This window comes from Youhaiella tibetensis (assembly GCF_008000755.1).
GTDB classification, from domain to species: Bacteria; Pseudomonadota; Alphaproteobacteria; order Rhizobiales; family Devosiaceae; genus Paradevosia; species Paradevosia tibetensis.
This window is the reverse complement of sequence record NZ_CP041690.1, coordinates 1,869,969-1,894,095: the sequence shown is the minus strand read 5'-3', so window position 1 is coordinate 1,894,095 and position 24,127 is coordinate 1,869,969. Positions and strand designations below refer to the sequence as shown.

Annotated in this window: 25 protein-coding genes; 10 read left to right on the top strand and 15 right to left on the bottom strand. The window is 63.3% G+C overall.

Annotation, left to right across the window (positions count from 1 at the left end):
- Window positions 1-72: 72 nt before the first annotated feature.
- On the top strand, window positions 73-909 hold the full coding sequence (locus tag FNA67_RS09090; protein WP_147655818.1) for an IclR family transcriptional regulator: 837 nt from the start codon (window positions 73-75) through the stop codon (window positions 907-909).
- Window positions 910-918: 9 nt separating this feature from the next.
- Here the strand turns inward: FNA67_RS09090 and FNA67_RS09085 are convergent, their stop codons facing one another.
- The 10 genes from FNA67_RS09085 to FNA67_RS09040 all read right to left on the bottom strand — a co-directional run bounded on the left by FNA67_RS09085 (window position 919) and on the right by FNA67_RS09040 (window position 10,593).
- The gene (locus FNA67_RS09085) at window positions 919-2,229 is read right to left on the bottom strand and encodes an aspartate aminotransferase family protein (protein WP_244616566.1); all 1,311 of its coding nucleotides are present in this window, start codon (window positions 2,227-2,229) and stop codon (window positions 919-921) included.
- A gap of 108 nt (window positions 2,230-2,337) precedes the next feature.
- Window positions 2,338-2,550 (bottom strand): hypothetical protein, encoded by a 213-nt coding sequence (locus FNA67_RS09080; protein ID WP_147655817.1) that lies wholly within the window; start codon window positions 2,548-2,550, stop codon window positions 2,338-2,340.
- Between the two features lie 114 nt (window positions 2,551-2,664).
- Entirely contained in the window at window positions 2,665-3,129 is a 465-nt protein-coding gene (locus FNA67_RS09075; protein ID WP_049704883.1) for an ureidoglycolate lyase, read from the bottom strand.
- 7 nt (window positions 3,130-3,136) lie between these two features.
- A complete protein-coding gene (locus FNA67_RS09070; protein ID WP_049704882.1) occupies window positions 3,137-4,063 on the bottom strand; it encodes a dihydrodipicolinate synthase family protein in 927 nt (308 codons plus the stop codon).
- A gap of 22 nt (window positions 4,064-4,085) precedes the next feature.
- On the bottom strand, window positions 4,086-5,120 hold the full coding sequence (locus FNA67_RS09065; protein WP_147655816.1) for an ABC transporter ATP-binding protein: 1,035 nt from the start codon (window positions 5,118-5,120) through the stop codon (window positions 4,086-4,088).
- The gene (locus FNA67_RS09060; RefSeq protein WP_147655815.1) at window positions 5,104-6,120 is read right to left on the bottom strand and encodes an ABC transporter ATP-binding protein; all 1,017 of its coding nucleotides are present in this window, start codon (window positions 6,118-6,120) and stop codon (window positions 5,104-5,106) included. The genes FNA67_RS09065 and FNA67_RS09060 overlap by 17 nt, the downstream gene beginning before the upstream one ends.
- A gap of 5 nt (window positions 6,121-6,125) precedes the next feature.
- Window positions 6,126-7,064, bottom strand: a complete 939-nt coding sequence (locus FNA67_RS09055) for an ABC transporter permease (protein ID WP_147655814.1) — start codon at window positions 7,062-7,064, stop codon at window positions 6,126-6,128.
- A gap of 9 nt (window positions 7,065-7,073) precedes the next feature.
- On the bottom strand, window positions 7,074-8,036 hold the full coding sequence (locus tag FNA67_RS09050; protein ID WP_147655813.1) for an ABC transporter permease: 963 nt from the start codon (window positions 8,034-8,036) through the stop codon (window positions 7,074-7,076).
- Window positions 8,037-8,110: 74 nt separating this feature from the next.
- The gene (locus FNA67_RS09045) at window positions 8,111-9,733 is read right to left on the bottom strand and encodes an ABC transporter substrate-binding protein (RefSeq protein WP_147655812.1); all 1,623 of its coding nucleotides are present in this window, start codon (window positions 9,731-9,733) and stop codon (window positions 8,111-8,113) included.
- 143 nt (window positions 9,734-9,876) lie between these two features.
- A complete protein-coding gene (locus FNA67_RS09040) occupies window positions 9,877-10,593 on the bottom strand; it encodes an FCD domain-containing protein (RefSeq protein WP_082202009.1) in 717 nt (238 codons plus the stop codon).
- Between the two features lie 345 nt (window positions 10,594-10,938).
- On the opposite strand from FNA67_RS09040, the gene FNA67_RS09035 reads away from it, so the two are divergent.
- From FNA67_RS09035 to FNA67_RS09010, 6 genes are read left to right on the top strand one after another with little or no spacing between them, the layout of a single operon-like run.
- Entirely contained in the window at window positions 10,939-11,946 is a 1,008-nt protein-coding gene (locus FNA67_RS09035; protein ID WP_147655811.1) for a Gfo/Idh/MocA family protein, read from the top strand.
- Between the two features lie 5 nt (window positions 11,947-11,951).
- Window positions 11,952-12,722 carry an SDR family NAD(P)-dependent oxidoreductase gene (locus FNA67_RS09030; RefSeq protein ID WP_147655810.1) on the top strand — a complete coding sequence of 257 codons (771 nt, stop codon included), beginning with the start codon at window positions 11,952-11,954 and terminating at the stop codon, window positions 12,720-12,722.
- A gap of 5 nt (window positions 12,723-12,727) precedes the next feature.
- The gene (locus FNA67_RS09025) at window positions 12,728-13,696 is read left to right on the top strand and encodes a Gfo/Idh/MocA family oxidoreductase (RefSeq protein WP_147655809.1); all 969 of its coding nucleotides are present in this window, start codon (window positions 12,728-12,730) and stop codon (window positions 13,694-13,696) included.
- Complete coding sequence (locus tag FNA67_RS09020; RefSeq protein ID WP_049704873.1) at window positions 13,693-14,478, top strand: SDR family oxidoreductase; 786 nt, start codon at window positions 13,693-13,695, stop codon at window positions 14,476-14,478. The genes FNA67_RS09025 and FNA67_RS09020 overlap by 4 nt, the downstream gene beginning before the upstream one ends.
- A 22-nt stretch (window positions 14,479-14,500) precedes the next feature.
- On the top strand, window positions 14,501-15,316 hold the full coding sequence (locus tag FNA67_RS09015) for an HpcH/HpaI aldolase family protein (protein WP_210246450.1): 816 nt from the start codon (window positions 14,501-14,503) through the stop codon (window positions 15,314-15,316).
- Window positions 15,313-16,593: an amino acid deaminase gene (locus FNA67_RS09010; protein ID WP_147655808.1), complete on the top strand. Its 1,281-nt coding sequence runs from the start codon at window positions 15,313-15,315 to the stop codon at window positions 16,591-16,593. The genes FNA67_RS09015 and FNA67_RS09010 overlap by 4 nt, the downstream gene beginning before the upstream one ends.
- Window positions 16,594-17,208: 615 nt before the next feature.
- On the opposite strand, the gene FNA67_RS09005 is transcribed toward FNA67_RS09010, so the two are convergent.
- The 3 genes from FNA67_RS09005 to FNA67_RS08995 are packed head-to-tail and all read right to left on the bottom strand — an operon-like array spanning window position 17,209 to window position 19,351.
- Window positions 17,209-17,604, bottom strand: coding sequence for a RidA family protein (locus FNA67_RS09005; RefSeq protein ID WP_147655807.1), 396 nt, complete (start codon window positions 17,602-17,604; stop codon window positions 17,209-17,211).
- A 14-nt stretch (window positions 17,605-17,618) separates the two neighbouring features.
- A complete protein-coding gene (locus FNA67_RS09000; protein ID WP_244616564.1) occupies window positions 17,619-18,608 on the bottom strand; it encodes a GntR family transcriptional regulator in 990 nt (329 codons plus the stop codon).
- Window positions 18,609-18,610: 2 nt separating this feature from the next.
- A complete protein-coding gene (locus FNA67_RS08995) occupies window positions 18,611-19,351 on the bottom strand; it encodes an SDR family NAD(P)-dependent oxidoreductase (protein ID WP_244616561.1) in 741 nt (246 codons plus the stop codon).
- Window positions 19,352-19,435: 84 nt separating this feature from the next.
- Between FNA67_RS08995 and FNA67_RS08990 the strand changes: the two genes are divergently transcribed.
- From FNA67_RS08990 to FNA67_RS08980, 3 genes are read left to right on the top strand one after another with little or no spacing between them, the layout of a single operon-like run.
- Window positions 19,436-20,614, top strand: a complete 1,179-nt coding sequence (locus tag FNA67_RS08990; RefSeq protein ID WP_147655805.1) for an N-acetylglucosamine-6-phosphate deacetylase — start codon at window positions 19,436-19,438, stop codon at window positions 20,612-20,614.
- Entirely contained in the window at window positions 20,611-21,066 is a 456-nt protein-coding gene (locus FNA67_RS08985; protein ID WP_049704866.1) for a hypothetical protein, read from the top strand. Before FNA67_RS08990 ends, FNA67_RS08985 begins: the two co-directional genes overlap by 4 nt.
- The gene (locus tag FNA67_RS08980; protein ID WP_049704865.1) at window positions 21,063-21,548 is read left to right on the top strand and encodes a hypothetical protein; all 486 of its coding nucleotides are present in this window, start codon (window positions 21,063-21,065) and stop codon (window positions 21,546-21,548) included. The genes FNA67_RS08985 and FNA67_RS08980 overlap by 4 nt, the downstream gene beginning before the upstream one ends.
- Here FNA67_RS08980 and FNA67_RS08975 read toward each other — a convergent pair.
- Both FNA67_RS08975 and FNA67_RS08970 read right to left on the bottom strand, forming a co-directional pair.
- Entirely contained in the window at window positions 21,545-22,624 is a 1,080-nt protein-coding gene (locus tag FNA67_RS08975; protein ID WP_147655804.1) for a sialidase family protein, read from the bottom strand. The two genes, FNA67_RS08980 and FNA67_RS08975, sit on opposite strands and share 4 nt — an antisense overlap.
- The gene (locus FNA67_RS08970) at window positions 22,624-24,114 is read right to left on the bottom strand and encodes a M81 family metallopeptidase (RefSeq protein WP_147655803.1); all 1,491 of its coding nucleotides are present in this window, start codon (window positions 24,112-24,114) and stop codon (window positions 22,624-22,626) included. Before FNA67_RS08970 ends, FNA67_RS08975 begins: the two co-directional genes overlap by 1 nt.
- Window positions 24,115-24,127: the final 13 nt, after the last annotated feature.

Genomic DNA, 24,127 nt, shown 5'->3' with positions numbered 1-24,127 from the left:
CTTAGCGAAACCCGTTGACGCCTTCCCTAAGATCGCGCAACCTTCCCAGCATTCACCAGTCGGGAGGCAAACTTGGGCCAGTCAGAAGGCAAGGAACGCGAGGATAGCGCGATCGGCGTGCTCGTGAAGGCGTTCCATGTGCTCGAGATCATGGCTGACATGGCCGAGCCGGCCCCCTTGCGACAGATCGCCAAAGAGACGGCCCTTCCCAAGGGGACGCTGTTCCGCATTCTCCAGACGCTGGTGGGCCTTGGATACGTGAACCAGTTGACCGATAGCAGCGACTATTACCTGACCAGCCAGATGGCCTACCTCAGCCGCAACGCGCGCCAGGAAGACATCAAGATGCTGACTCTGCCGTTGATGAAGGCGCTGCATTCCAAATTCAACGAAACGATCAACCTTGGCGTGCTCGAAGGACAGTTCGTCTACTACGTCGCGGTATTGGAAGCGCAGCGGCCGCTGGCATGGCGCGTGCCGGCTGGTACGCGGGACACCTTTCATTCGACGGCGCTCGGTCGGGCCATCGTCGCGCAGTTGACCGCCCCCCACCGCGAAGCACTGGTTCATCGCGCCAATCTCAAGTCGCGCACGACCACCAGATCAGGGATAACGCGGGAAACCTTGGCTGCGCTGATTGAAGAGGTTCGGCACGAGCGAGTGGCGTTTGACCTCGAGGAAAACGATGATGGCGTGGTGTGCATCGGCGTACCGGTCTTCATCGACGGACGCGTCGTGGCGGCCGTGAGTGTGTCCGTACCTGCTACCCGCTATACCCCGGCGCTGGGTGAGGAAATCAAGCAGGCACTCATTGAAGTAGACTTCAACTTCAAGACCAATGCCGGAAAGCGCGGCAACGGTGCAATTGCCGCGCATGAAGATCCGGCGGCAGGGAACCGCCGGATCTGAGCCTTCCGATCAGCCGATTTTGGGGGCGACCTCACGGGCAGCATCGCGGACGACTTCAAGGGTGGCGTCGACCACGTCATCTTTATGTTCGGAGGAGACGAACCAGGCACCGCGTTCAAGCACGCGCACGCCTCTTTGGAGCAACGCGAGCGCGAAGAGGCTGTAGCCTTTCTTGTCGGACCGGGCCATCTCACGATAGTTACGGGCCGGAGCCTCCAAGCCGAAGGCAACATGGAACATCAAAGGGAAGCCGGTAACCTGGGCCTTGATACCTGCCTCCTTGAGGATATCGCGGATGCCAGCCTGGAGACGATCACCGAAAACGGAAGTGCGCTCGTGGTGCTCGCCCGTGAGGCCCTGTTGGGTTCCGATCATCGCTGCCATCGCGACGGGCTGCGCGTTGAACGTTCCACCATGCAAAACGCCGCCGGTGGCGAACATGTCGATCAGGTCGGCGCGACCGGCGATCGCGGCAACCGGAAAACCGTTGGCAATAGCCTTGGCGAAGATGGAGATATCGGGCGTCACGCCGAAGAGCTTCTGGGCACCGCCCTGCCCTAGGCGGAAGCCGGTGATTACCTCATCGAAGATCAGAAGCGTACCGTGCTTGCGACAAGCCGCCTGGACGCCCTCGAGATATCCCGGTGCCGGGGAGATTGCGCCCTGATTGCACATTGCCGCTTCCATGAAAACTGCAGCCACGTCACCCTTGGCGAGGCGGGCCTCCACGGCAGCCAAATCGTTCCAGCCCAGGATCGAAAGGCCAGCCGCTTCGGACGGATCCTGCCCCTTGCTCCCACCAACGGCCGTGGGTGCCCCTTCCGGCCCTGCCACATCGAGTGCGGGCGCGGTGGACCAGAGGATATTGTCGAACCAACCGTGGTAATGGCCTTCGAACTTGACGATCGTTCGACGGCCGGTGGCGGCCCGTGCAAGGCGCATCGCTGCCTGCGCTACCTCCGAGCCAGATGAGCCGAAGCGAATGCGCTCGGCCGAAGGGATGCGCTCGCAGATGATGCGGGCGGCTTCGAACTCGATGGGCGCCTGCCCCGCAAAGAGAATGCCTCGATCGACCTGATCTTTGACCGCCTGGCGCACGCCCAGGGGATTGTGGCCGAGGACCATTGCGCCCATTCCACAATAGTAGTCGATCAGGCGGTTGCCATCGACGTCGAAGAGGTAGGGCCCCTCCCCGCGTTCGAAGACGAGCGGCCCCGGCTGCATTCCGAGACGGAAGTTGGAGTTAACCCCGCCCGCCACGAACCTGGAGTTCTCCGCAATAACCTTGGCCGATCTATCGAAATTCAGTTTCTCGCCCATCGGCGAACCCTCCATCGCAATGTCGCCTGAAGGGAAGCAAAACGCGCATTTCCTGTAAAGGAACGCGCGTCTCGCAATACGAAACACTAGCGGCGTCGGTTCGTCGAATTAGACGTAAATCTGTACCGGCTTGGGAGTGTCGCTGCGCTCGATGAGCGAGGAAGGCATGTTATCCTCCAGAAGCGGCGACGTAGAGGTCCCTGTGCCCAGGGTCGTGCACCCGCCCCCGGCGGCCGAGGCAACAAGCGCCAGGAGCAGTGTCGCGCGGGCTTTCTTTTCGTACGAGTTGCTGGCAACCCGCTTAGTCGTAGAATCGGTCACTTCGATATCCAAGCAAGAATAGACCCGCGCATATTTCGGGAGTTCATCACGGATGCAAGGTACCGCCAGAAGAAAAACGCCGTTTATAAAGCGACTTAAAAGCGCTCCCGTCTCTCAGATCTTAAGCCGGATAGGCTTGTCGAGATTGAAGACGACGCCGTCGTCGCCCTTGTCAGAGCGCCACATCAGCATTCCGACCTCTGCCGGTTCGTCGAGCACGGTCAGCCCGGCGTGCCAGGCGTCCCGGGCTATGCAGATGGCATCGCCCGGCCCAGCGAGGTAAGCCTCCACACCATCTAGGTCGGGCGCGCCGGTGGGCAATTTCGGGGCAACGACGACCAACCAGCGCCCAACCTTGATCGGCAGGAACGTCTGGGTGGAATGAGGGTGTCGCTCGAGAAAGGTGAGTTCGATCGCATCGGGCGGCACAGGTTGTGGTGCAAGCACCGTAAAGACGTGCCGACCGGGCACGTCTCCAACCTCTGCAACCAGTGGCGCCTCTGTAGCCTTCCCTCCGATGGCTCGGACAGAATAGGCGAAGGGTTCGGCGGCGCCGGGCGTCAGCGGAACGAGTTTCATCGCCGCCTCAGATCGCGTCGAGGAAGGCGACGCCTTCGAGCTTGCGTTCGGCCTTAAGCTTGCGGAACCCGGCCTTGAGTTCCTCTTCGCCCGCTTTGTCGAAATTGCCGAAGGGGCTGCGGCAGAGGCCGGCATCGGCGCCCATCCAGGCCATGCCGCGCTTGATGGCGGCGATCGGGTTGCGCGGCAGCGAAAAGAAAATGATGGCATTGGCAGTTTCCTGGAACTGCCTGGCCGCTTCCATGTCGCCAGCCTTCACGGCCGCGTCGAGCGCGATGAAGACTTCCGGAATGAGGTTGTAGAACGAGCCGATGATGCCGTCGGCGCCGAAGCTCAAGCCCGACATCGCCATTTCGTCAGCGCCCGAATAGACGATGAAGTCCTTCGAGATTTCTTCCTTGATCCGCATGATCTCGAAATGGGTGGTGGCGGTGTACTTGATGCCGGCCAGCCCCTTGATGGTCGAGAGGCGCTTGATCATGTCGAAGCCGAAGAGACCGGCCAGCGGCACGTTGTAGGCGATCATCGGCAGGCTCGTGGAGCCGGTAACGTCGCTGTAGTAATTGTAGACCTGGTCCTGCGAGAAGCCCCAGTAGAAGGGCGGCACCGAGGAAATGGCGTCGATGCCGGCTTCCTCTGCATGCTGGGCCAGTTCTACGGTCAGCTTGGTGCTGATGGCGCCGACATGGGCCATGAGCGGGATGCGGCCGGCGGTCTCGTCGACCACGACTTCGACGACGCGCTTGCGCTCCTCGGGCGACATCATGAAGCTCTCGCCGGTGCTGCCGGTGAGGTAGAGGCCGTGCACCTTCCTGTCGATGAGGAAGCGCACCGCGGCGCGCATGCGCGCCTCGTCGAAGTTCTCGTTCTCATCGAACGTGGTCACCATCGCCGGGATCACACCGGTGATGTTCTTGATAGCGAAGGCAGGCATCAATGGCTCCAGGAATGGAGGCTCACGCCGCGTCGGGCGTAGCCTCGGGAAGGTCTATAAGGTGGCAGGCGGCGTAATGGTCGCGGCCGTCGATCCGGTAGCGCTTGAGCTTCGGCTCGACCTGCGAGCACACGTCCTTGCGGAACTGGCAGCGCGGGTGGAACGGGCAGCCGCTGGGCGGATTGACGGGGCTCGGCACGTCGCCCTCGAGCACGATGCGCTTGGTCTGCTTATCGAGATCCGCCACCGGAATGGCCGAGAGCAGCGCCTGCGTGTAGGGATGGAGGCGCCGGGCGTAGAGATCCTCGGACGCGCAAAGTTCCACGATCCGGCCCAGATACATCACCGCGATGCGGTCGCAGATATATTCGGTGACCGACAGGTCGTGCGTGATGAAGATGTAGGTGAGGTTCTTTTCCTGCTTGAGCTTCATCAGCAGTTGCAGGACCTGCGCCTGGATCGAGACGTCGAGCGCGCTCACCGCCTCATCGCAGATGATCAGTTCCGGCTCGATGGAAAGCGCGCGGGCAATGCCGATGCGCTGGCGCTGGCCGCCCGAGAACTCATGCGGGAAGCGGTCCATGTATTCGCGCCGCATGTTCACCGCCTCGAGCAGGTCGCCGATGATCTTGCGGCGCTCCTCGCGCGACTTGATGCCGTATTTCTTGAGAGGGTCCTCGAGCGAACCGAAGATGGTGAAAGCCGGGTTCAGCGAGGAATGGGGGTCCTGGAAGACGATCTGCAGGCGCTTGCGATACGGGAAAAGCTCGTGGTCCTTGAGCTTGGTGAGGTCGGTTTCCTGGTCGTCGGTCGAGCGATAGGTGATCTCGCCGTCGGTGGCGTGGATGAGCTGGAGGATGGTCTTGCCGAGCGTGGTCTTGCCGCAGCCGCTCTCTCCCACCAGCCCCAGCACCTCGCCGCGATAGACGTCGAGATTGACGCCGTCGATCGCCTTCACGTGCGCGGTGGTCTTCTGCATGAAGCCGCCCTTGAGCGGGAAATGCACTTTAACGTCCCGCAGGCGCAGGATCACGTCGTCTTCATTGTGCTGCTGCATGGGCGAACTCCTCGTAGCGCCAGCACATGACGCGGTGGGTATCGGTGACGAAGGTCTCGTCCGGCATGGCGGCGCAGACATCGCTGGCAAAGGCGCAGCGAGGCGCGAACTGGCAGCCGGTCGGGCGGTCGAACGGGTCGGGCGTCGAGCCGGGAATGGCCTGGATGTCCTGGTTCCTGCCGCGGCCGAGCACGGGGATCGAGGCCAGGAGGGCGCGCGTATAGGGATGGACGGGATTGCGCAGCACCTCGTCGACATTGCCCGCTTCCACGATATTGCCCATGTACATCACGGCCACGTCGTCAGCCAGTTCGGCCACCGCGCCCATGTCGTGGGTGATCAGCATGATGGCGGTGCCGTGCTCTTTCTTGAGACGGTCCATGAGTTCGAAGATCTGCGCCTGGATGGTGACATCGAGGGCCGTGGTCGGCTCGTCGGCGATCAGGATCTTGGGGTTGCAGGCCATGGCCATGGCGATCATGGCGCGCTGGCGCATGCCGCCCGAATAGCGGTGCGGGAATTCGTCGACGCGCCGCTCCGGCAGCGGAATGCCCATCGAGCGCAGCAGGTCGATGGCCTTGTCCCTGAGCAGCCGGCCCTTGAGCGCCGTGTGGTACTTGAGGTTCTCGATGATCTGGAAGCCGACCGTGTAGACCGGGTTCAGCGCCGTCATCGGATCCTGGAAGATCATGGCCATCTCGGCCCCGCGAATGGCGCGCATCTGGCGGCCGTTGCGGGGGAGCTGGTCGATGCGGATGTCACCGCGATCGGCGTGATAGATGATCTCGCCTTCCTCGATGCGCGAGAGCGTGGGCAGGAGCTGCATTACCGCCGAGGCAGTGACGCTCTTGCCGCAGCCGCTTTCGCCCACGATGCACAGGGTCTTGCCCTTCTTGATCTGGAACGAGACACCGTTCACCGCCTTGTTGCAGCGCTTGTTGGTGTACATGAAGGTTTTCAGCCCGTTTACCGTCAGGGCGACGTCGTGGTTCTGAGCCATGAGCGTTATCCCTGCTGGGTCGGGTCGGTGGCGTCGCGCAGGCCGTCGCCGATGAAGTTGACCGAGAGCACGAAGAGCGAGATCACCGCGCCCACCGGCAGCCACATCCACCAATTGTTCTGCAGCACGCGAAGGTCCTGCGCGACGTTGAGGGTGTTGCCCCAGGTCGGAGTACCCATCGGCACGCCCAGGCCAAGGAAACTCAGGCCGGCTTCCTGAAGGATGAAGGCCGCCGTGCTCAGCGTCACGTTGACCATGATCGGCCCGAGCGCGTTGGGCAGGATGTGCTTGAAGGCGATGAGCGGGGTCGATAGCCCGAAGCTGCGTAGCGCCTGCACGTATTCTTCCTCGCGCAGCGACAGCATGCGGGCGCGCGCGAGCCGATAGATGCCGCCCCAGCCGGTCAGGATGAAGATGATCATCAGGTTAGCCAGCGACTGGCCGGCAATGGCCACCAGCAGCAGCACCAGGATGATCTGCGGGAACGACATGAAGATCTCGGAGACGCGCATGGCGATGGTGTCGAGCCAGCCGCCCACATAGGCCGTGTAGCAGCCGATGACGACCCCGATGATCGCCGAGGCCACCGCGCTGCCCAGGCCGACCAGGATCGAGATCTGGCCGCCGTAGAGCACGCGCGCGAAGACGTCGCGGCCGGTCTTGTCGGTGCCGAACCAGTGCTCCCAGGAAGGCGGCTTGAGGATGGCGCGCAGGTTGATCTTCTGGGGATCCCAGGGCGTCAGGATCGGCGCCAGGATCGAGGCCAGGACGATGATGGCGAAGACGACGAGCCCGAACACGGCCAGCTTGTTGTTCATGAACTTGCGCACGAAGCGCGAGCCCCTGGCGTGGCTGTTGAGCCCCGCTTCCTCGCGGGCGCGGATCTGGTCGAACTGCCGGTCGAGACGGGTGCGGCGGCGTTGGGTGATGGTGTTGTCAGTCATGGATATTCCTCACCGGCCCAGGCGGACGCGCGGATCGATCAGCGCGGTCAGGACGTCGACGATGAGGCTGGCGAGCAGCACGGCGACCACCGAGAGCAGCGCGATCATCATCACCAGCGGATAGTCCTGCGAGCGCACGGCGGCGACGAATTCGTTGCCGATGCCGGGCCACTGGAACACCTGCTCGATGACCACCGAGCCGCCGATCAGTACCGGCAGGCGGAAGCCGATGAGGACGATCACCGGGGTCAGCGCCACGCGAAAGCCGTGCAGCAGGTTGACGCGCCATTCGGGCAGGCCCTTGGAGCGGGCGGTGCGGATGAATTCCTTGTTGAGCGAATCCAGCATCGAGGAGCGCGCATATCGCATGACGCCGGCGGTCATGGTCACCGAGAGGACCAGCGCCGGCATCACCAGATGCGGCAGTCGATCCCAGAAGGTGACGTAGCCAGGCAGCGTGCGGCCGCCTACCGGCAGCCATTGCAAGTTGAGCGCGAAGATGAGGATGGCGACGAGGCCGAAGAAGAATTCGGGGATAGAGACGCCGAGCATGCCCACCACGGTCAGGCTGTTGTCGGTGCCGGAGCCGCGACGGAGCGCGCTGATGGTGCCGAGCACGCAGCCGACGATTGTGGAGAGCACGAGGGCGATGCCTGAGAGCTCGATCGTTGCCGGAAGGCGGTCGGCGACGATGGTGGAGATCGGAACGCCACCCGACATCGAGTAACCGAAATTGCCGTGCAGCACGCCCCACAGCCAGATGCCGTAGCGCACGATAAAGGGTTGGCCTAGTCCCAGTGATTCACGCAGCGCCTGGAGCCGCTCGGGGTCCATGCTTCCGTACATGTCCGGAGGGATCATGTAGGAAACCGGGTCGCCGGGAGTGATCTCGAGGCCGAGATAGACCAGGAAACTGATCACCAGGGCCATCGGTATGAGCAGCAGCACGCGCCGTAGGATGTAGCTGAGCAATATGGAAGCCTCGCCTCTTGGAAGAAGGTGCCGCGGCGGGAGTTACCGCGGCACCGGCCGGGGTCAGGAGCCGGCTATTCCTTCGGGTACTGGTTGATCCAGAGCATGCGGGTATAGGGGATGTCCGCAGGCGTTACCTTCATGAAGTCCATGCCTTCGAGGGCGGCCACGTCACCGGTATTCTTGGTGTAGCCGAAGTCGAGGCGGTGGGCGGAGGCGTTCTTGACCAGGTTCGGATCGTTGTCGTCGCTCGGGAGAGCCACGATCTGGTCGATCTGGGCGACGCCGCCGTAATACTTGTCGTAGGGAACGAAGGTCACGAAGTCGTTCATCTTGACTTCCTCTACCTTGAACGGGCCGGAGCCGATCGGCTTCTGCCAGAACTGCGACTGCTGGATCTGCAGCGGGTCGACGCCTTCGAAGTACTTGGCCGGGAGCGGCGCGAACTGGCTGAAGGTCAGCAGCACGTTCGGGTCGGCCTTGGCGAAGCTGAGCGTGATGGTCTTGCCGTCGGCCTTTATGCCCGAGATGTGCTGGGCCTTGCCGTCGACGAAGTCCTTGGCGCCCTCGATGGCCAGGAACGTCGCCGACACCACCGGGTGGATGTTGGGGATCTTTACCGCAGTCTCGATGCTCCAGGCCACGTCGTTGACCGTGATCGGCTCGCCGTCATGCCAGGTGATGCCGTCGCGCAGCGTGAAGGAGACGGTCTTGCCGTCCTCGCTCACGTTGTAGGTCTCGGCGAGCTGGCCGGCCTTCGGGGTCAGGTTGCCGTCGGCGGAGATCAGCTTGTCGAAGACGATCTTGTTATGGATGAACTTGCCAAGGTTCAGCCAGGGCTGCTCGAAGAACTGGGCCGGGCCGGTATTGGTGTAGAGCGTCTTCTTGCCTTCGGCGTCGGGCTTCACCGTCCAGTTGGTGATGCCCCAGTCGTAGCTGTACTGCTCGTTGCCGTAGGCGCCGCCATTCCGATCCACGCGGTCGCTCTGGTAGATGAAGAGCTGCTGGTAGTAGAGCGGCACGAGATCGACGCGTTCGTTCTCGAACTTCTCGATGGCGTGGAACGCCGGCATCTGCACGGCCGGATCGGCGCTCGCATTGATGTCGACGATCAGCTTATCCATCTCCGGGGTGCCCGGGAGGTAGGCGGACTTACCGGTCTCGTAGCGGTTGTAGTATTCCTGGAGAGCCAGGGCGGCGAGCGCGCCATAGGCCAGGTCCCACTTGACGGCCGACGGGCCGTTCACGGGGTCCTTGGGTACGGTGCTCAGCTGGGCCGGCACGTCGCCTTCGAGCAGGCGATAGTTCATCTTGATGCCGACATCGGCGAGGTACGCCTGGAAGGCGGCCATCATGTCAGCGGTAACCTGGTCCTTGTAGTAATAGACGAGGTCGAGTTCACGGTTGGAATCCCAGCCGGCTTCCTTGAGAAGCTCCTTGGCCTTTTCCGGATCGTATTTATAGGGGTTCAGATCGTTCGGCTTGTAGGGGCCGTTCGGCAGCAGGCCGACGGCGGCAATGGCCTTGCCCTCGAGCAGCGTGTCGACGATCGTGTCCATGTCGATGGCGTAGGCGATGGCCTGACGCACGCGTACGTCGGACAGCGGGTTGCTGTTGGTTGCCTGCGCAAGAACCGGCATGATGGATGCGGTCTGCAACAGGATTGCGGCTGCCGCCGCAAGAATCTTCTTCTTCATTCCCTATCCCTTTGTAGTCTGTTTGACGTGTCTTGATCGGGCGACCCCGCGTCCTGCCCCTCGGCACCGGCGGAGTGACGGCCGCTTCCCTGCGCGCCGCCCATGTGGCCCTCCTTGTGCTTGCTGCCCTGCCCCTTTCTGTCTCAGTTCGCCTTGAGTGCGCCGACCCGACCCAGCGCCTGCTGGAAATAGACGCCGTAGTTGCGCGTCAGGTGACGGGTCATGACTTCGACGGCCTTGTCGCTGTCCTTGCTCAGGATCGCCGACACGACCTCCTTGTGTTCGTTGTTGGAGCGCCGGTTGTGCGACTCCACGTCATCCTTGACCGGACGGTTCTTCATCAGGCGCTCGACGAACGTGTCGTGCAGAGCCACGAAGATCGGATTGCCGGGCACTTCGGTCAGGGCGCGATGGAAGCGCGAATCCGCGTCGCGGAAGGCCTCACCGTCGGCCAGCACCGCATCCGCCTCCTCTATGGCACTCACCATCTTGGCGATCTGCGCGTTGGTGGCGTGCACCACCGCATAGCGAACCATGCTGGTTTCCAGGAACAGGCGGGCCTGCTCCAGGTGCGCTTTGCCTTCATTATCGAGGAAGAAGAACTGCGCCGCCTCGCTGGCGGAATCCATGACCTGAGTCAGTGTCGGCGACACCACCCGCGGGCGCTTGCCCTTGGAGTGATCGACTAGTTTCATCCCCTGCAGGATGGTCATGGCCTCGCGAACCACGGTTCGCCCCACGCCGAACCGCATGCAGAGCTCACGTTCCGACTGGAACATGTCCCCTGCCCTCAACTCCCCCTCGTGAACGTCGGCGGCCAATGCCTTCGCGATATCTGACGCGGTCAGAACTGTCGTCACCGATAGCCCTCATGATGTTTCCCCACGCCTTTCACGCAACCACATATTCATTTTGGTGTCTAGTTGTCGAATTTTGGTCGACCATACTGCGTATATCGGTCGACAAACAAAGCGTATCGCGCCAGAGTGTCCTTGGATGAATTGCGCCGAAAGGTCGTCGCAAGATCTTATCAATGCATTGTTTTGTCAGCGTTATTCCGTAACCCCCTAACCCAGACCTGAGACGCTGAACCGTCGTTGACACCGCAAGCTATATCATTAACATAACAACATGTTCTTTTGCCGAGTCAAGCAGCAATCGGTAAACCACCTTGGGCTGCACGGCGTGGATTGCGAGGGAAGTGCATGCGCAGGGTTCTGATCGTCGGCTCGGGAGGGATCGGCCGTCGACACATCAAGGGATTCCTCAAGACGGGACGCGCGGCGCTCGCCATCATCGAGCCGGATGCAGGCCGCCGACAGGGCGTCAGCGACGAGTTCGGTATCACCGAATCCTACGACCGCCTCAATGACGCGGACCTGTCGAGCTTCGATCTGGCAGTGATCTGCTCACCCGCGCATACGCATGTGGCCATCATGCGGGTTTGCGCCGAGGCCGACCTGCCGTTCCTCGTGGAGAAGCCGCTATCGGTGACCATGGAAGGCGTGGACGAGGTCTGCGCGCTGGTCGAAGAAAAGGGCCTGTTTGCCCGAGTCGGCTATATCCGCCGCGTCGCCAACGAGTTCCGCACGCTTCACGACCAGATCGCTGGCGGCAAGATCGGCGTGCTCAAGCTCGCCTATCTCAATACCTCGCAGGAATTCCCGAAATACCGTCCGGACTTCCAGCGCACCTATTATGCCCGCCCGGAGATGGGCGGCGGCGCCATCCTCGATGCGGCGAGCCACCTCTTCGACCTCCTGATCTGGCTGATGGGGCGGCCGACCGACGTGACCTGCATGTACGACCGCATGGTGCTCGAAGGCACCGACACGGAAGACACCTGCCTGGTCACCATCCGCTTCGAGAGCGGCGCGATGGCCAACGTCACCATCAACCAGTTCCAGAAGCGCAACGCGGCAACCTTCGAGTTCATCGGCACCGACGGCAACCTCCTGATCGATCATTCGGTGCTCAGGTTCACCGACGACGACAGCGGAAAGTGGTCCGAGGAGCACGATTTCATGGCCGGACTGGTGCCGGTCGAGGCGCACCAGGAACGGTTCGCCATGCAGGCCAATGCCCTGCTCGACGCCCTCGAGGGCAAGCCGTGCGATCTCGCCACGCTCGAAGACGCGCGGCTCAACCTTCTCATCGCGCTGGCGGCCAAGGAATCCTGGCTGGAAAAGCGCATCGTTGCGATCGCGAGGTAAGACCCATGTTCGATCTCAAGGACAAGACTATCCTGGTGGCCGGGGGCGCCGGCTATCTCGGCGCGCCGATCTGCGAACTGGCGGCGCGTTCGGGCGCGCGGGTCTGCATAGCCGACATCAACGCCCAGCGCATGGAGCAGGCGGTGGCGGAAATCTCCTCCGCGACCGGCGCCGATGTCTGGAGCCATCCGATCGACATTGGAGACGAAATCTCGACCCTGCGCTGCGTGCAGGCCTGCGCCGAGCGCGGTCCGCTCTGGGGTGTCGTCAACGCCACGTTCGGCTCGACCGGAAAGCGGTTCGACGACCTGACGGCCGCCGATTTCGACCGCGCCAACAGGCTCAACCTCACCGGCTCCTTCATCCTCGCGCGGGAAGCGGCGCGGCACATGCCCGATGGCGGTGCCATGGTGATGTTCGCCTCGATGTACGGCCTGGTGGCGCCCAAGCCGGCCAATTACCCGCACCCGATGGCGCCCAACCCCATCGAGTACGGCGCGGGCAAGGCCGGCCTCGTGCAGATTGTGCGTTACATGGCCAGCCATTTCGGCCCGCGCGGCATCCGCGTCAACGCTGTAGCCCCCGGCCCCTTCCCGCACGACAAGACCGTCGCCGACGCGCCGGCCTTCACCGAGACGCTCGCCGCCTCCACGATGCTCGGCCGCATCGGCCGGCAGGCGGAGACCGCCGGGCCCACGATGTTCCTTCTCTCTGAAGCCGCCAGCTACGTCACCGGCCAGGTCCTGCCTGTCGATGGCGGCTGGACGGCATGGTGACCGCGATGAGCCTCAAACCCTTCGGCGACAAGCCGCTGCGCCTTGCCATGCTGGGAATGGTGGAGGGCAATGGCCATCCCTATTCCTGGAGCATCATCATCAACGGGCGCTACGACGCCGACGCCCTGTCGCGCTGCCCCTACCCGGCCATCCGCGACTATATCGGCAAGCAGCCGGTCTCGACGCTCGGCATTCCCGGCGCCGAGGTCACCCATGTGTGGACCGACAAGCCCGAGGAAGCGCCGATGGTGGCGCAGGTGGCGGGCATCGAGAATGTCGTCGCGCGTCCCGAGGACGTCATCGGTCATGTCGACGCCGTCTTCGTGGCTACCGACAAGGGCGAGGAGCATGTCGAGCGCTGCCGGCCGTTCGTGGAGGCAGGCATTCCGATCTTCGTGGACAAGCCGCTCTGCATCGGCCGCGAGGACCTGGCCACCTTCGATCGCTGGATCGCGGAGGGCAAACCGATCATCTCGTCGTCGGCCATGCGCTTCTGCAAGGAATTCCAGCCCTATCACGGCTCGACCTACGAATTCGGCGACCTGCGCCTCCTCACCGTCACCATGGCCAAGAGCTGGGAGGCCTACGGCATCCATGCGCTCGAAGCCATGTACCCGATCCTCGGGCCCGGCTTCCTCTCGGTGCAGACCATCGGCGAGCCGGGCTCCAACATCGTCCACCTCAACCACAAGTCGGGCACAAATGTCGTGCTCTCGGTGATCTCGGACCTCTATGGCGGCTTCGGGCTGATGACGCTGGCCGGGAGCAAGGCCAGCGCGCAGATCAAGTTCTTCGACAATTACTACTCGTTCAAGACGCAGCTCGAATCCTTCATCTCCTATCTTCGCACCGGCCAGGCGCCCGTGCCCTGGGCCGAGACGCGCGAGCTGATGCAGCTGGTCATCGCCGGCATCGAAAGCCGCCGGCAGGGCGGCCGCAAAGTCCTCCTCACCGAACTGGAGTCGGCCGCATGACGGTCATGGATGCATTTTCGCTCAAGGGCAAAACCGCCCTCGTCACCGGCGGCGCCGGGCTCTATGGACGGCAGATCGTGGCCGCGCTCGCCGAGGCGGGCGCCAGGACCTATATCGCCGCCCGCGACCGCTCCAAGCTGGAGGCGGTGGCCGAGGAGGAGTGTGCCCGCGGCAACCAGGTGATCGCCAAGTCGCTCGATCTTTCCGAGGACGCCTCGATCGAGGCCCTGCACCGGGAGATCATCGAGGAGAACGGCCGCTGCGACGTGCTCGTCAACAATGCGGTGACGCGTTCGGCCACATCCGGCTGGGGCCACGACCTTGCCGAATACGACAGGAGCCTGCGGGTCAACGCCTCTGCGCTCTTCAAGATCACATACCTCTTCGGCCAGACCATGCGGCAGCACAAGACCGGCTCGGTGATCAATATCGGCTCGATGATGGGCATGGTCGGGGTCGAGATGGCGAACTACGCCGGCACCGACATGAACGTCGATCCCTCCCCGATCTACTTCTACGAAAAGGGCGGCATGCTCAACTTCACGCGCTGGGCCGCGAGCATACTGGGCGCGGACAATGTGCGCGTGAACTGCCTCTCGCCGGGCGGTTTCCTCAGCGGCCAGCCGGAGCCGTTCGTCAAGGCCTACAGCGCCCGCACCCAGCTCGGCCGCATGGCCAACGATACCGACCTCAAGGGCGCCATCGTCTTCCTGGCCTCCGATGCCTCCGCCTACATCACCGGGGCAAATATCCCGGTCGATGGCGGCTACACCGCCAAGTAACCCCTTTTCGCGAGCACAGATCGTGACCGACAAGCAGCAATATTCCGCCGTCCCCGCCTCCGCCTTCCGCATGCGCCCCAGCCGGGTCCTGCGCGCCGTGCGCGAGGGCCGCGTCGCCCGCATGCTCAAGCTCAACATAGCGGACGCCAAGATCGCGGAGATCTTCGCCGCCGCGCAGCCGGATGCGCTCTGGCTGTGTATGGAGCACACCAGCGCCACCCACGAGCAGATCGAGAACCAGATCCGCGCCGCCAAGCTCTACGATGTCGACACGCTGGTCCGCGTGCCGCGCGGCAGTTACAGCGACTATGCGCGCCCGCTCGAGGCCGATGCCACCGGCCTGATGGTGCCGCATGTGCTCAACATCGATGACGCCCGGCGCGTGCGCGACATGACCAAGTTCGCGCCCCTCGGTCGCCGCGCCGTCGATGGCGGCAACAATGACGCGCAGTTCACCCGCGTCTCGTTCCTCGATTACCTCAAGACCGCCAACACCGAACGCTTCGTCTGCCACCAGATCGAGGACCCGGAGGCCCTCGACCACCTGGAGGCCATCGCCGAACTCGACGGCGTGGATTGCCTGTTCTTCGGCCCCGGTGACTTCTCGGTGGCGCTCGGCATGCCGGGCGAGTTGCAGGCGCCCGAGGTCAAGGCTGCGCGCCAGCGCGTCGCCGAGGTTGCCCGCAGGCACGGCAAGATCGCCGCCACCGTCTGCGGCAAGGCGCAGATCAAGGACTATGCCGACCTGGGGTATAACTTCCTCAGTGTCGGCGCGGACGTCGTCGCTCTCGCCCAATATGCAGACGACCTGATGGCAGCCTTCGAGGACATCCGGTGAACATCGAATCCATCCGCCAGACGATCCTCGACGATCGCACCAAGGGCATTCCGGGGGGCACCGAGCCCTTCGCCCTTTCCGACATCGCCCGCCAGGGCTGGAACGTCCTGCGGGAGGACCTGCCGCTGCCGCTGATGGTGATCAGGCGCTCGGCGCTCGATCACAATGCGGCGGTGTTCGGTCAGTATCTGTCGACCAACCATCTGTCCCTCGCTCCCCACGGCAAGACGACGATGGCGCCGCAGATCTTTGCCGAACAACTGGCCAATGGCGGCTGGGCCATCACAGCCGCCACCGCCAGCCAGGTGCAGGTGATGCGGGCCTATGGCGTGCCGCGCATCATCCTCGCCAACCAGCTGGTCGGACGCACCAACGTCCTTGCCATCGCCCGCGAGATCAATGCCGATCCGGGCTTCGATTTCCTGTGCTTTGTGGATTCGGTTGCGCAGCTGGAAACCATGGCGCGGCACCTCGCCGATATCCGGCTCGACCATCCGATCCGCCTGCTGATCGAGATCGGCGTCAAGGGTGGCCGCACCGGGGTGCGCAACCCCGCCGAGGCGCTGGCGCTTTCGGCGGCCATCGCCACCGCCGATCCCGGCAAGTTCCGCTTCGCCGGCGTCGCCACCTTCGAGGGCGTGGCGCCCGGTCTCGACAGGAGCACAGAGCCGGTCGCCGAGCTTGCCGACACCATCCTCGACATCGTGCGCGCCTTGCCCGGGGCGCACTATGCCGGTCTCGAAGAGTTCGTGCTCAGCGGCGGCGGCTCTTCCTATTTCGACATCATCGCCGACAAGTTCTCGACACTGGCGCTCGACATCCCTGTCCGTGTCCTGCTGCGCTCGGGGTGCTACGTCACCAACGATTCCGGTTCCTACAAGGCCGCCCAGGACGCCGCCAACGCCGACCCGCGGCGGCACTGGAAGAGCGAGCTCAAGCCGGCGCTGGAAGCCTGGTCCTATGTGCAGTCCGTGCCCGAGCCGGGCCTCGCCTTCCTCACCATCGGCAAGCGCGACGTGCCCTATGATGCCGGACTGCCCAGGCCTTTCAAGCTCTACCGTCCCGGCACCGGCTTCCTTGACGTGGGCGAGGCCGAGGTCTTCGCCACCAACGACCAGCACGCCTATGTCCGCCTCGGCCCCACCACCGACTGGCGCGTCGGCGACATGATCGCCTCCGGCATCTCCCACCCCTGCACCGCCTTCGACAAATGGCGGTTCCTGCCGGTGGTGGACGACGCCTACAACGTCATCGATGGCGTGCTGACGTTCTTCTGAGGGTGGAGGGCGGGGCATCCGCTGTGATCAGAGCTGGCGGCGACGGCACGGACCGGCCACTCCCACGGGGCAGCAAAGGCGAGCCGCAAGAACAAAGCCCGTGGCTCCCCCTCACCCGCGCTGCGCGGCGACCTCTCCCCGACGGGGCGAGGTGGGGATACCGGCGCGATCGTGCCACCGCGAACCTTCGCCCCCTCGGGGAGAAGGTGGCCCGAAGGGCCGGATGAGGGGTAGCCGCAGACACTGGGCCCGCCAAGTCGGCCCCGAGCCGCCAGAAACCGCCGCGCCGAACGATCCTCCCCCACTGAACTTCCCCGGACTTGATCCGGGGCCTATTGCACCCCGCCACGCGAGTGGAGCGCCCAGTGGGCCCCGGCTCTTCGGCCGGGGAAGTTCCGTGGCTGGGGTGGGAATAGCAACCCACTCCCCCGAGAACGAGCCCGTGGCTCCCCTCACCCGCCGCTGCGCGGCGACCTCTCCCCGACGGGGCGAGGTGGTAGAGTTACTGGCGCGATCGCGCCACCGCGAACCTTCGCCCCCTCGGGAGAAGGTGGCCCGAAGGGCCGAATGAGGGGTAGCGGCAGACGCTGAGTCCTCAGCGCACCCCTAGCCCGCCTACCGCACCGCCTCCTGCCGCGTGGCCCTGGCATAGGCGAAGCAATCCAGTTCGAACTTGAGCTTCGTGCCCAGCACGCCCACGATGGTGCTGCGGGTGGGGGCCGGCTGGGCGAAGTATTCGGGGTAGATCTGGTTGTAGAGCGCCAGGTCGTTCTCGTCGGCGACGTAGGAGCGCACGTTCACCACGTGGTCGAGGCTGAGCCCGCCTGCTTCGAGGATCGCCTGGAGGTTGGCGATCGAGCGGCGCATTTCCTCCTCGAAAGTGCCGGGGATGATCTTGCCGGTCTCGGGGTCGACCGAGGCCTGGCCGGAGACGAACATGATGTCTCCCGCGATGAATCCAGGGCTGAAGGGCAGGCTCGACCTGGCCCCCTCGTTCACGAGCTTGAGCATGTTTCTACCAGTGGTTAGGGCCGGAAAGTGGCCGGGAAATTGTAGACCTGCGGCGGCAATTGCCGGTCGTCGAGGTGGGCATAGAGCGAGGTCAGCGCCTCACCCATCCAGTCGCCGGAATTGACGACGAAGCCTGCACGGTCGACGTCCAGCCCGAAGGGATAGACCTTGACCGGCTTGTCGCTCCATTGCTGGATGCGCGCGTGCCAGCTCAAATGCATGTAGCCGCACACGAAGTCCGGCTTGAACTGCTCGATGGCGTCATGGAGCGCCCTGGTATCCTCGGCGCCGGTTTCCTGGTTCACCGAGATGACCTTGAGTTCCTGCGGAACCGGCGCCGCCGCGCAGGCGGCCTTGAAGGCTTCCAGGCGCGCCACCTGCTCGCTCGAAGCAATCGTGGAGTTGAGGTAGAGGTAGCGCCTGGGCTCGTTGCCGAAACGGTCGAACATCTCGGCGAAGGCCGGGGCGAAGTCGAGCCGGTAGGTGTTGTAGTTGAGGCCCTTGAGCGTCATGTCGATGACGGCGATCTGGCTTGAGGTGCGCTCCAGGTCGTCGAGCCGGGTGTCGGTGGTCAGACCGGTCAGCACCACGCCGTCCAGCCGGTCCCACATCTCCACCGGCATCGTCTCGTTGGTGAACGAGCCCATGATGAATTCGTGGCCGTCCGAGACCACGCGTTTCTCGAAGGTGACGACGAGCTTGGTATAGAACTCGTTGTTGAAGATGCCTCCGCCCACGATGTCGCGGTTATAGAAGAAACCGATGCGGTGATGGGCTTCCGTCCACGGCGTCTTGACGAGGAACGAGCCCTTGCCGACCTGCCGGCGAATAACGCCCTCCGCCTCCAGGTCCTTGAGGGTCTTGATGACCGTGATGAGGGAGAAATCGCAGAACTTGATGATCTCGTTCTGGGATTCGATCTTGTCACCGACTTTGGCGCCATTTGTCTTCCACCGCCGGAACAGCATCTCGCGAAGCTGCAAGTGGCGGGGAGAGAGGTCCATGTTCACTGTTGTTCTTCCCAAGACATCTGGTTGGCCAGGATGCCGCCGTCGATATACAGCATCTGCCCCGTGATATACCGCGCGCCGGAAGAAGCAAGGAAAACAGCGGCCTCCCCTATATCGTCGGGTTCGCCGATGCGGCCCATGGGAATCTGGGCCTTGAGGATGCGTCGCGTATCGCCGCTGTCGAGACCTTTCCGGGTCAGCGGCGTCTCCACGATCCCCGGGCCGATGCCGTTGACGCGCACGCCGCGCCGCGCCAGCGTCACTGCCATGGAGCGGATCATCATCAGCACCGCACCCTTTGAGGTGTCGTAGATGACGCTGTTCTTCTCGGCCGCCAGCGAATTGGTCGAGCCGACGCAGATGATGCTCGGATTGTCCTGGTCCGGCCCGAGCGCCTTGACGAAAGCCTGGGAGGCAAAGAGATAGCCGCGAACGTTCAGGTCGAAGGTGCGTTCGAAGTTCTCGGACTCCAGGTCCTCGAAGTCGACATCGCGGAAGGTGCCGGCATTGTTGACCAGGGTATCGAGGCAACCCAGGCGGCCCGCTGCCTCCGCGACCAGGCCCCGGGCCCCCTCGACGGTGGAAAGGTCAGCCTGAATGAAGTGGCATTCGGTGAGCGCGCTCAGTTTTTCGAGGGCGCCATTATCGGGAAGGTGCGAATTGATGACGAGGCGGGCGCCGGCCCTGGCGAATGCCTCCGCCATCGCGTAGCCGATGCCATGCGTCGATCCGGTCACGCAGACGCATCGTCCCTGAGCACTTCTCTCTTGCACAGCCAACTTACTCCGTTAATATGATAACATGTTAACATGAGTCACGAGATGCAAGTCAAGCAAAGGTGGACCAGCGTTGCCGTCGTTACGCCGGAGGCCATTGAACAAAAAGACCTTTTGATCGAGGGCGACCGCTTTGCCGGCCTGGTTTCGCGCGATGAGGCGACCGGTGCCGACTGGCAGGCAGTCGATGGCAAGGGAGCGATCCTCTTCCCCGGCATGCTCGACCTGCTTCAGCACGGCTTTGACGTTCATCTCTATTGCGACACTAACGCGGGCGCCATCGCTGCCAACTCCGATCTGCTGCTGGCGCGTGGCGTAACCGGGTTTCTCCCCTCGATTCCGTGCCTGCCGCCCGGCGATCTGGAAGGCGTCCTGGCGCGCCTCACCGCCGAATGCGCCACGGCGCGCGGCGCGCGGGCCATAGGCGTTCACAGCGAGGGCCCCTGCTTCGGACTGCCCGGCGCCCATAACCTCGCCAATATCCAGCAGCCCTCGCGCGCGCTCGCCGAGCGCATGCTTGCCGCCACCGATGGCACGCTCGCCGCCGTCACCATCGCTCCCGAGCTTCCCGGCGCCGAGGACTTCATCAAAACGATGAAGCAGGCCGGGGTCTCGATTCATCTGGGACACAGCCGCGCCCTGCCGCAGGATGTGCCCCGCTACGTCTCCTGGGGCATCGATGCCGTTACGCATATGTATAACGTCATGCCTACGCTTCCCGCGGATGCCTCAGGAGTCCATGTGATGTCGCTGACCGATGCGCTGCTGGCTGAGCCGGGCGTGGCGCTGGGCGTCATCTGCGACGGTATCCACGTGCATCCGCAGCTGATCCGGCTGCTGGCGCAACTCCCCGCCGACCGCGTCTTCCTGGAGACGGATGCCAACAAGTATGCGGGCGGCGAGGACAACGAGTTCGAGTTCTATCCGGGCTATTGGGTGCGCAGCCAGCGCGGCAACGCCGTGCGCGACCGCAATGGCGGGCTCTGCGGCTCCTCGCTGACCTCGGACGAGGCCATGCGCAACTTCGTCACGTTCAGCGGCAAGGGCCTGGTCCGCGCCGCCCGGGCCGCCAGCCTCGTGCCGGCGCGCGTCATCGGGCGCGAGCGCGAGCTGGGCAGTATCGAGGCCGGCAAGCTTGCCGACTTCGTCGTTCTCGATCCCGACGCGCTCACCGTCCGCCAGACCATTGTCGGCGGGCAGCGCCTTTATGGAGAAGCGGCATGAGTGCCGAAAAGCCCCTGCGCTACAACGAGGACGCCAACGTGCACCTCGATTTTCACGGCGCCACCAACACCACGATCGATTTCATCGTGCGCAAGTTCGGCGTCGACGCCCTCCACGAAATCCTCGCCCGTGTCGGCCGCGACGTCTACAAGGACCTCCGTGACCACTTGGCGGCGGGCGACGCCGATGAGCTGGTGCGCCACTGGCGGCACTTCTTCGATCGCGAGGAGGCCGAGTACGACATCCACGTGGAAGGCGAGGAGATCGTGCTAACGGTCCGCCGCTGCACGGCCTGGCACCACGTCAAGAAGATCGCGCCCAGCGTCTCCGCGCATTTCTGCGACCAGACCAGCAAGACCAACGAGGCCATGGCAGAGGGCACGCCCTTCGCCATCACCACCGAAATCACCGGCCCCGGCTCGTGCCGCCAGATCATCAGGAGGGTTGCATGATCCCCAGCGACCATTTCCCGCGCTTCTACAACGAGGTCTTCAAGTTCCTAGAAGCCCAGGGCCAGGAGGTTCTCGAGCAATACTGGCTGGAGATCAGCAAGAACCAGGAGCGTCACACGCTCGAGCTGTTCCAGACCAAGGGACTGCAGGGCATGTACGAATACTGGGAGCACATCCGCATCGAGGAAAACTGCGATCTCGACATCGAGCTCCATGAGGACCGGCTCGAACTGCACATGCACAAGTGCCCGAGCCTCTCCAAGGTCATGGACAACGACGCCACGCCCATGTCGCGCTATTGCGACCATTGCGCCGGCTGGATCGGGCCGATCATGGACAAGGTGGGCTATCACCTCGTCTACGACGTCATCGACCGCACCAGGCCCCAATGCACGATGAAGGTGTTCAAAGACGCCGCGGCCGCCAAGGCCGCCGAGCCGGACGCGAAGCTGCTGATGGGCTGGCCGGGGCGCAGGGATTAGTCGGCTAGGATGTAACCCTTGATGACGTGCTGGCTGTTTTCCAGGCGCCAGCAAGTGGCAAGGATTTGCCCATCGAGCAACCTCAGCAGCGAGGGTTGCCCGAACTTGAGCGAACCGAATTGCCGAGAGATGTCCGCGCTGTCGCTGCCCATTCGATCGTCGGCGAAAAGATCGAACTCCTGTTCGATCACTACCCTGCCCTCGCGGACTTCGAGCTTTCGAACCACGAGACCGACAGGCGCTTCGCGGTGGGCGTGAATAGTCAAAAGTCGATCGGGGCCCAGAGAGATCAAGTTTGATGCCTGACCGCGGATTCCAGTGTCGACGGCAGGGCCAAACGTTTCACCACCATCGCACGACAACGCGATGTGGTTGTTAAGGTTGGTCCCGCCCGCATTGTCATAGGCCCAGAAAATTACGCCCACCTCGCCGGCTACAGTTTCGCAAAGGCGGCACTCCCATGGCGAGATGGCACCATTTTCGGCTCGGAAGAACTCGCTAAGCTTGAACCAGTTGGCTCCCTGATCATCACTTGCAATAATCCAGCCCGCGTGTCCGGTTTTGCTCAGGTGGAACGGCGCAGCCGCCCCAAGCAATCGTCCGGAGGATAGCTGGATGCATGGCCCCGATAGCTCGAGCTGAGCCCCATCCACGGAGAAGGCAGCAGGGTTCGTCCAGGTTCGGCCGCCGTCATGCGAGAAGGCAACCTTGTTTCGCATCGGGAGCACTTCGAACGTCTCGGGATCAACAATCGGGACCAGCGGTCCAGGCCGGATGAACGTGTAGCCGGTAGCGACAAGCCGACCGTCCGCGAGCAGCAGAGGTTTGTAGCTTTCAGATTCCTCAGGTTGACATTCATGTGAGCAGAGCCGTTCCGGATCCGACCATGTCCGGCCGTTGTCGCAGCTTCGGCTGACCACGGCCCTCTGGTCGGCGGAGTCGAAGGCCTGCCCGATCGAAAACACGGCGACGATGTCGCCATCAGGCATTTGCACGAGCCCCGGAAAGACCGCCTGCCGGCTCACGAGGAGCGGATTGGGATTGGCATAGATGGTGAGCGTATCGACCAGACGCATCAGAGAGACAACCGTTTGCCCGTAAGCTTGCGATAGGGAAGACGGACTAGATTGCTGGTACACAACCCTGCGGTGTCAACGTAAAAACTGGCACGCGCGATCGGGTCGTAGGCATCCTTGTGCGAGACGGCAGCCTTGACCACGACGTAGCGGGCTTCCTCCGGCCTCACACCCTGGGAGTGCAATTGTCCGAGATCCATCGGCGGCATCTTCTTGCTTGTCAGAAGGATGACGGCCTGTTCGTTCTCGACCACTGCCGAAGCCCCCATGTCCGCAGACGTTCCGATCATCGAGGCGAGGTGGGAGTTTTTGAGTTCGAGTTCGAAACGCCCGTCCGTGGTGTTCTTCACCCGACCGGAGAATGTGATCGGCGCACCGTGATGTCGGTCGACCTTGGCGCCGATACGGAGTGTTATTTCCGAGCCAATGCCCGCTGCCCGGCATTCCTCCACAGCCTCGGGATCGTTGAGAGCCGCAACAATGCCGCTGCGGCCGGTGGCCAGTAGCGGCCCCAGCAAGTCCGTGGCATCGCCGGGCGTTCCGCCCCCGATATTGTCTGCCGGCTCGATCAGAAGTATTGGCCCCGCACCATCTGGAAGGGCATCCGCCTGTCGCAACGCTTCATCGAGGGTGTTCTCCTGCGGGTACCCCGCCGCCAGATTTGCCTCGAGAACCTCGACAAGTTCATCAAGATATGCGGAGGCAATGGCAACGGGCCCGCGCGTCGAGCAATTGAAGCTGAACCCGCAATCGGCAATATCCGAGTAGGCGTAGCCTGCCATGACGTTGATGCCGGCTATGTCCGGGTCTGCAGCTTCGATGCGCCGCGCCGCTGCCAGAACGCTGCGCATGGGCTCGTTCATGGAGCCAACACCGGTTGGCGGAAGAACGTAGCGAGTGGGCCGATGGACCTGGACCACATCCGTGCCGGACATTAGCTCATCGAGATGGATGGCAGCGCGCACGGCCGTCTCGCGAGCGTCGGTATGCGGGTTCTCGCGGTAAGCGCAAAGCAAGGTCGAGTTGTCGACCATCGCCTGCGAGACGTTGGCATGAAGGTCGAGGACGCCGACGACAGGAACCACAAGCCCTTTCCGCTCAAGAACTGCGCGAATCCGTGCCAGAACTTGTCCTTCGACGTCGTCGGAAGTTTCGCTGACCATGGCACCATGCAAGATCAGGAAAATACCGTCGATCCGTTCGGCTTCGCGCTCGAGGGCCTCAAAGAACGTTCCCTCGAAAACGCGGATCGCTTCGTCTTCAACCGGCCCGCTGGGCATGGCGGCCATCTGGATGGTCGGCAACACCGTCCACCCCCTCGAAAGGGCAGTCGAAAGAAAGCCGTCGGACGGCGATCCGTTTCCCAGATTGTTCGCAATGGCCGCTTCGCCGACGTTGAAAGCCGTCGCCTTGAAGGCTGCGAGCCCTGTGGGATCAGAAAGGAAGGAATGGGTCTCGTGATACAGCCCGGCGAAGAGAACGGTTTTCAACTGCGCAACCTAT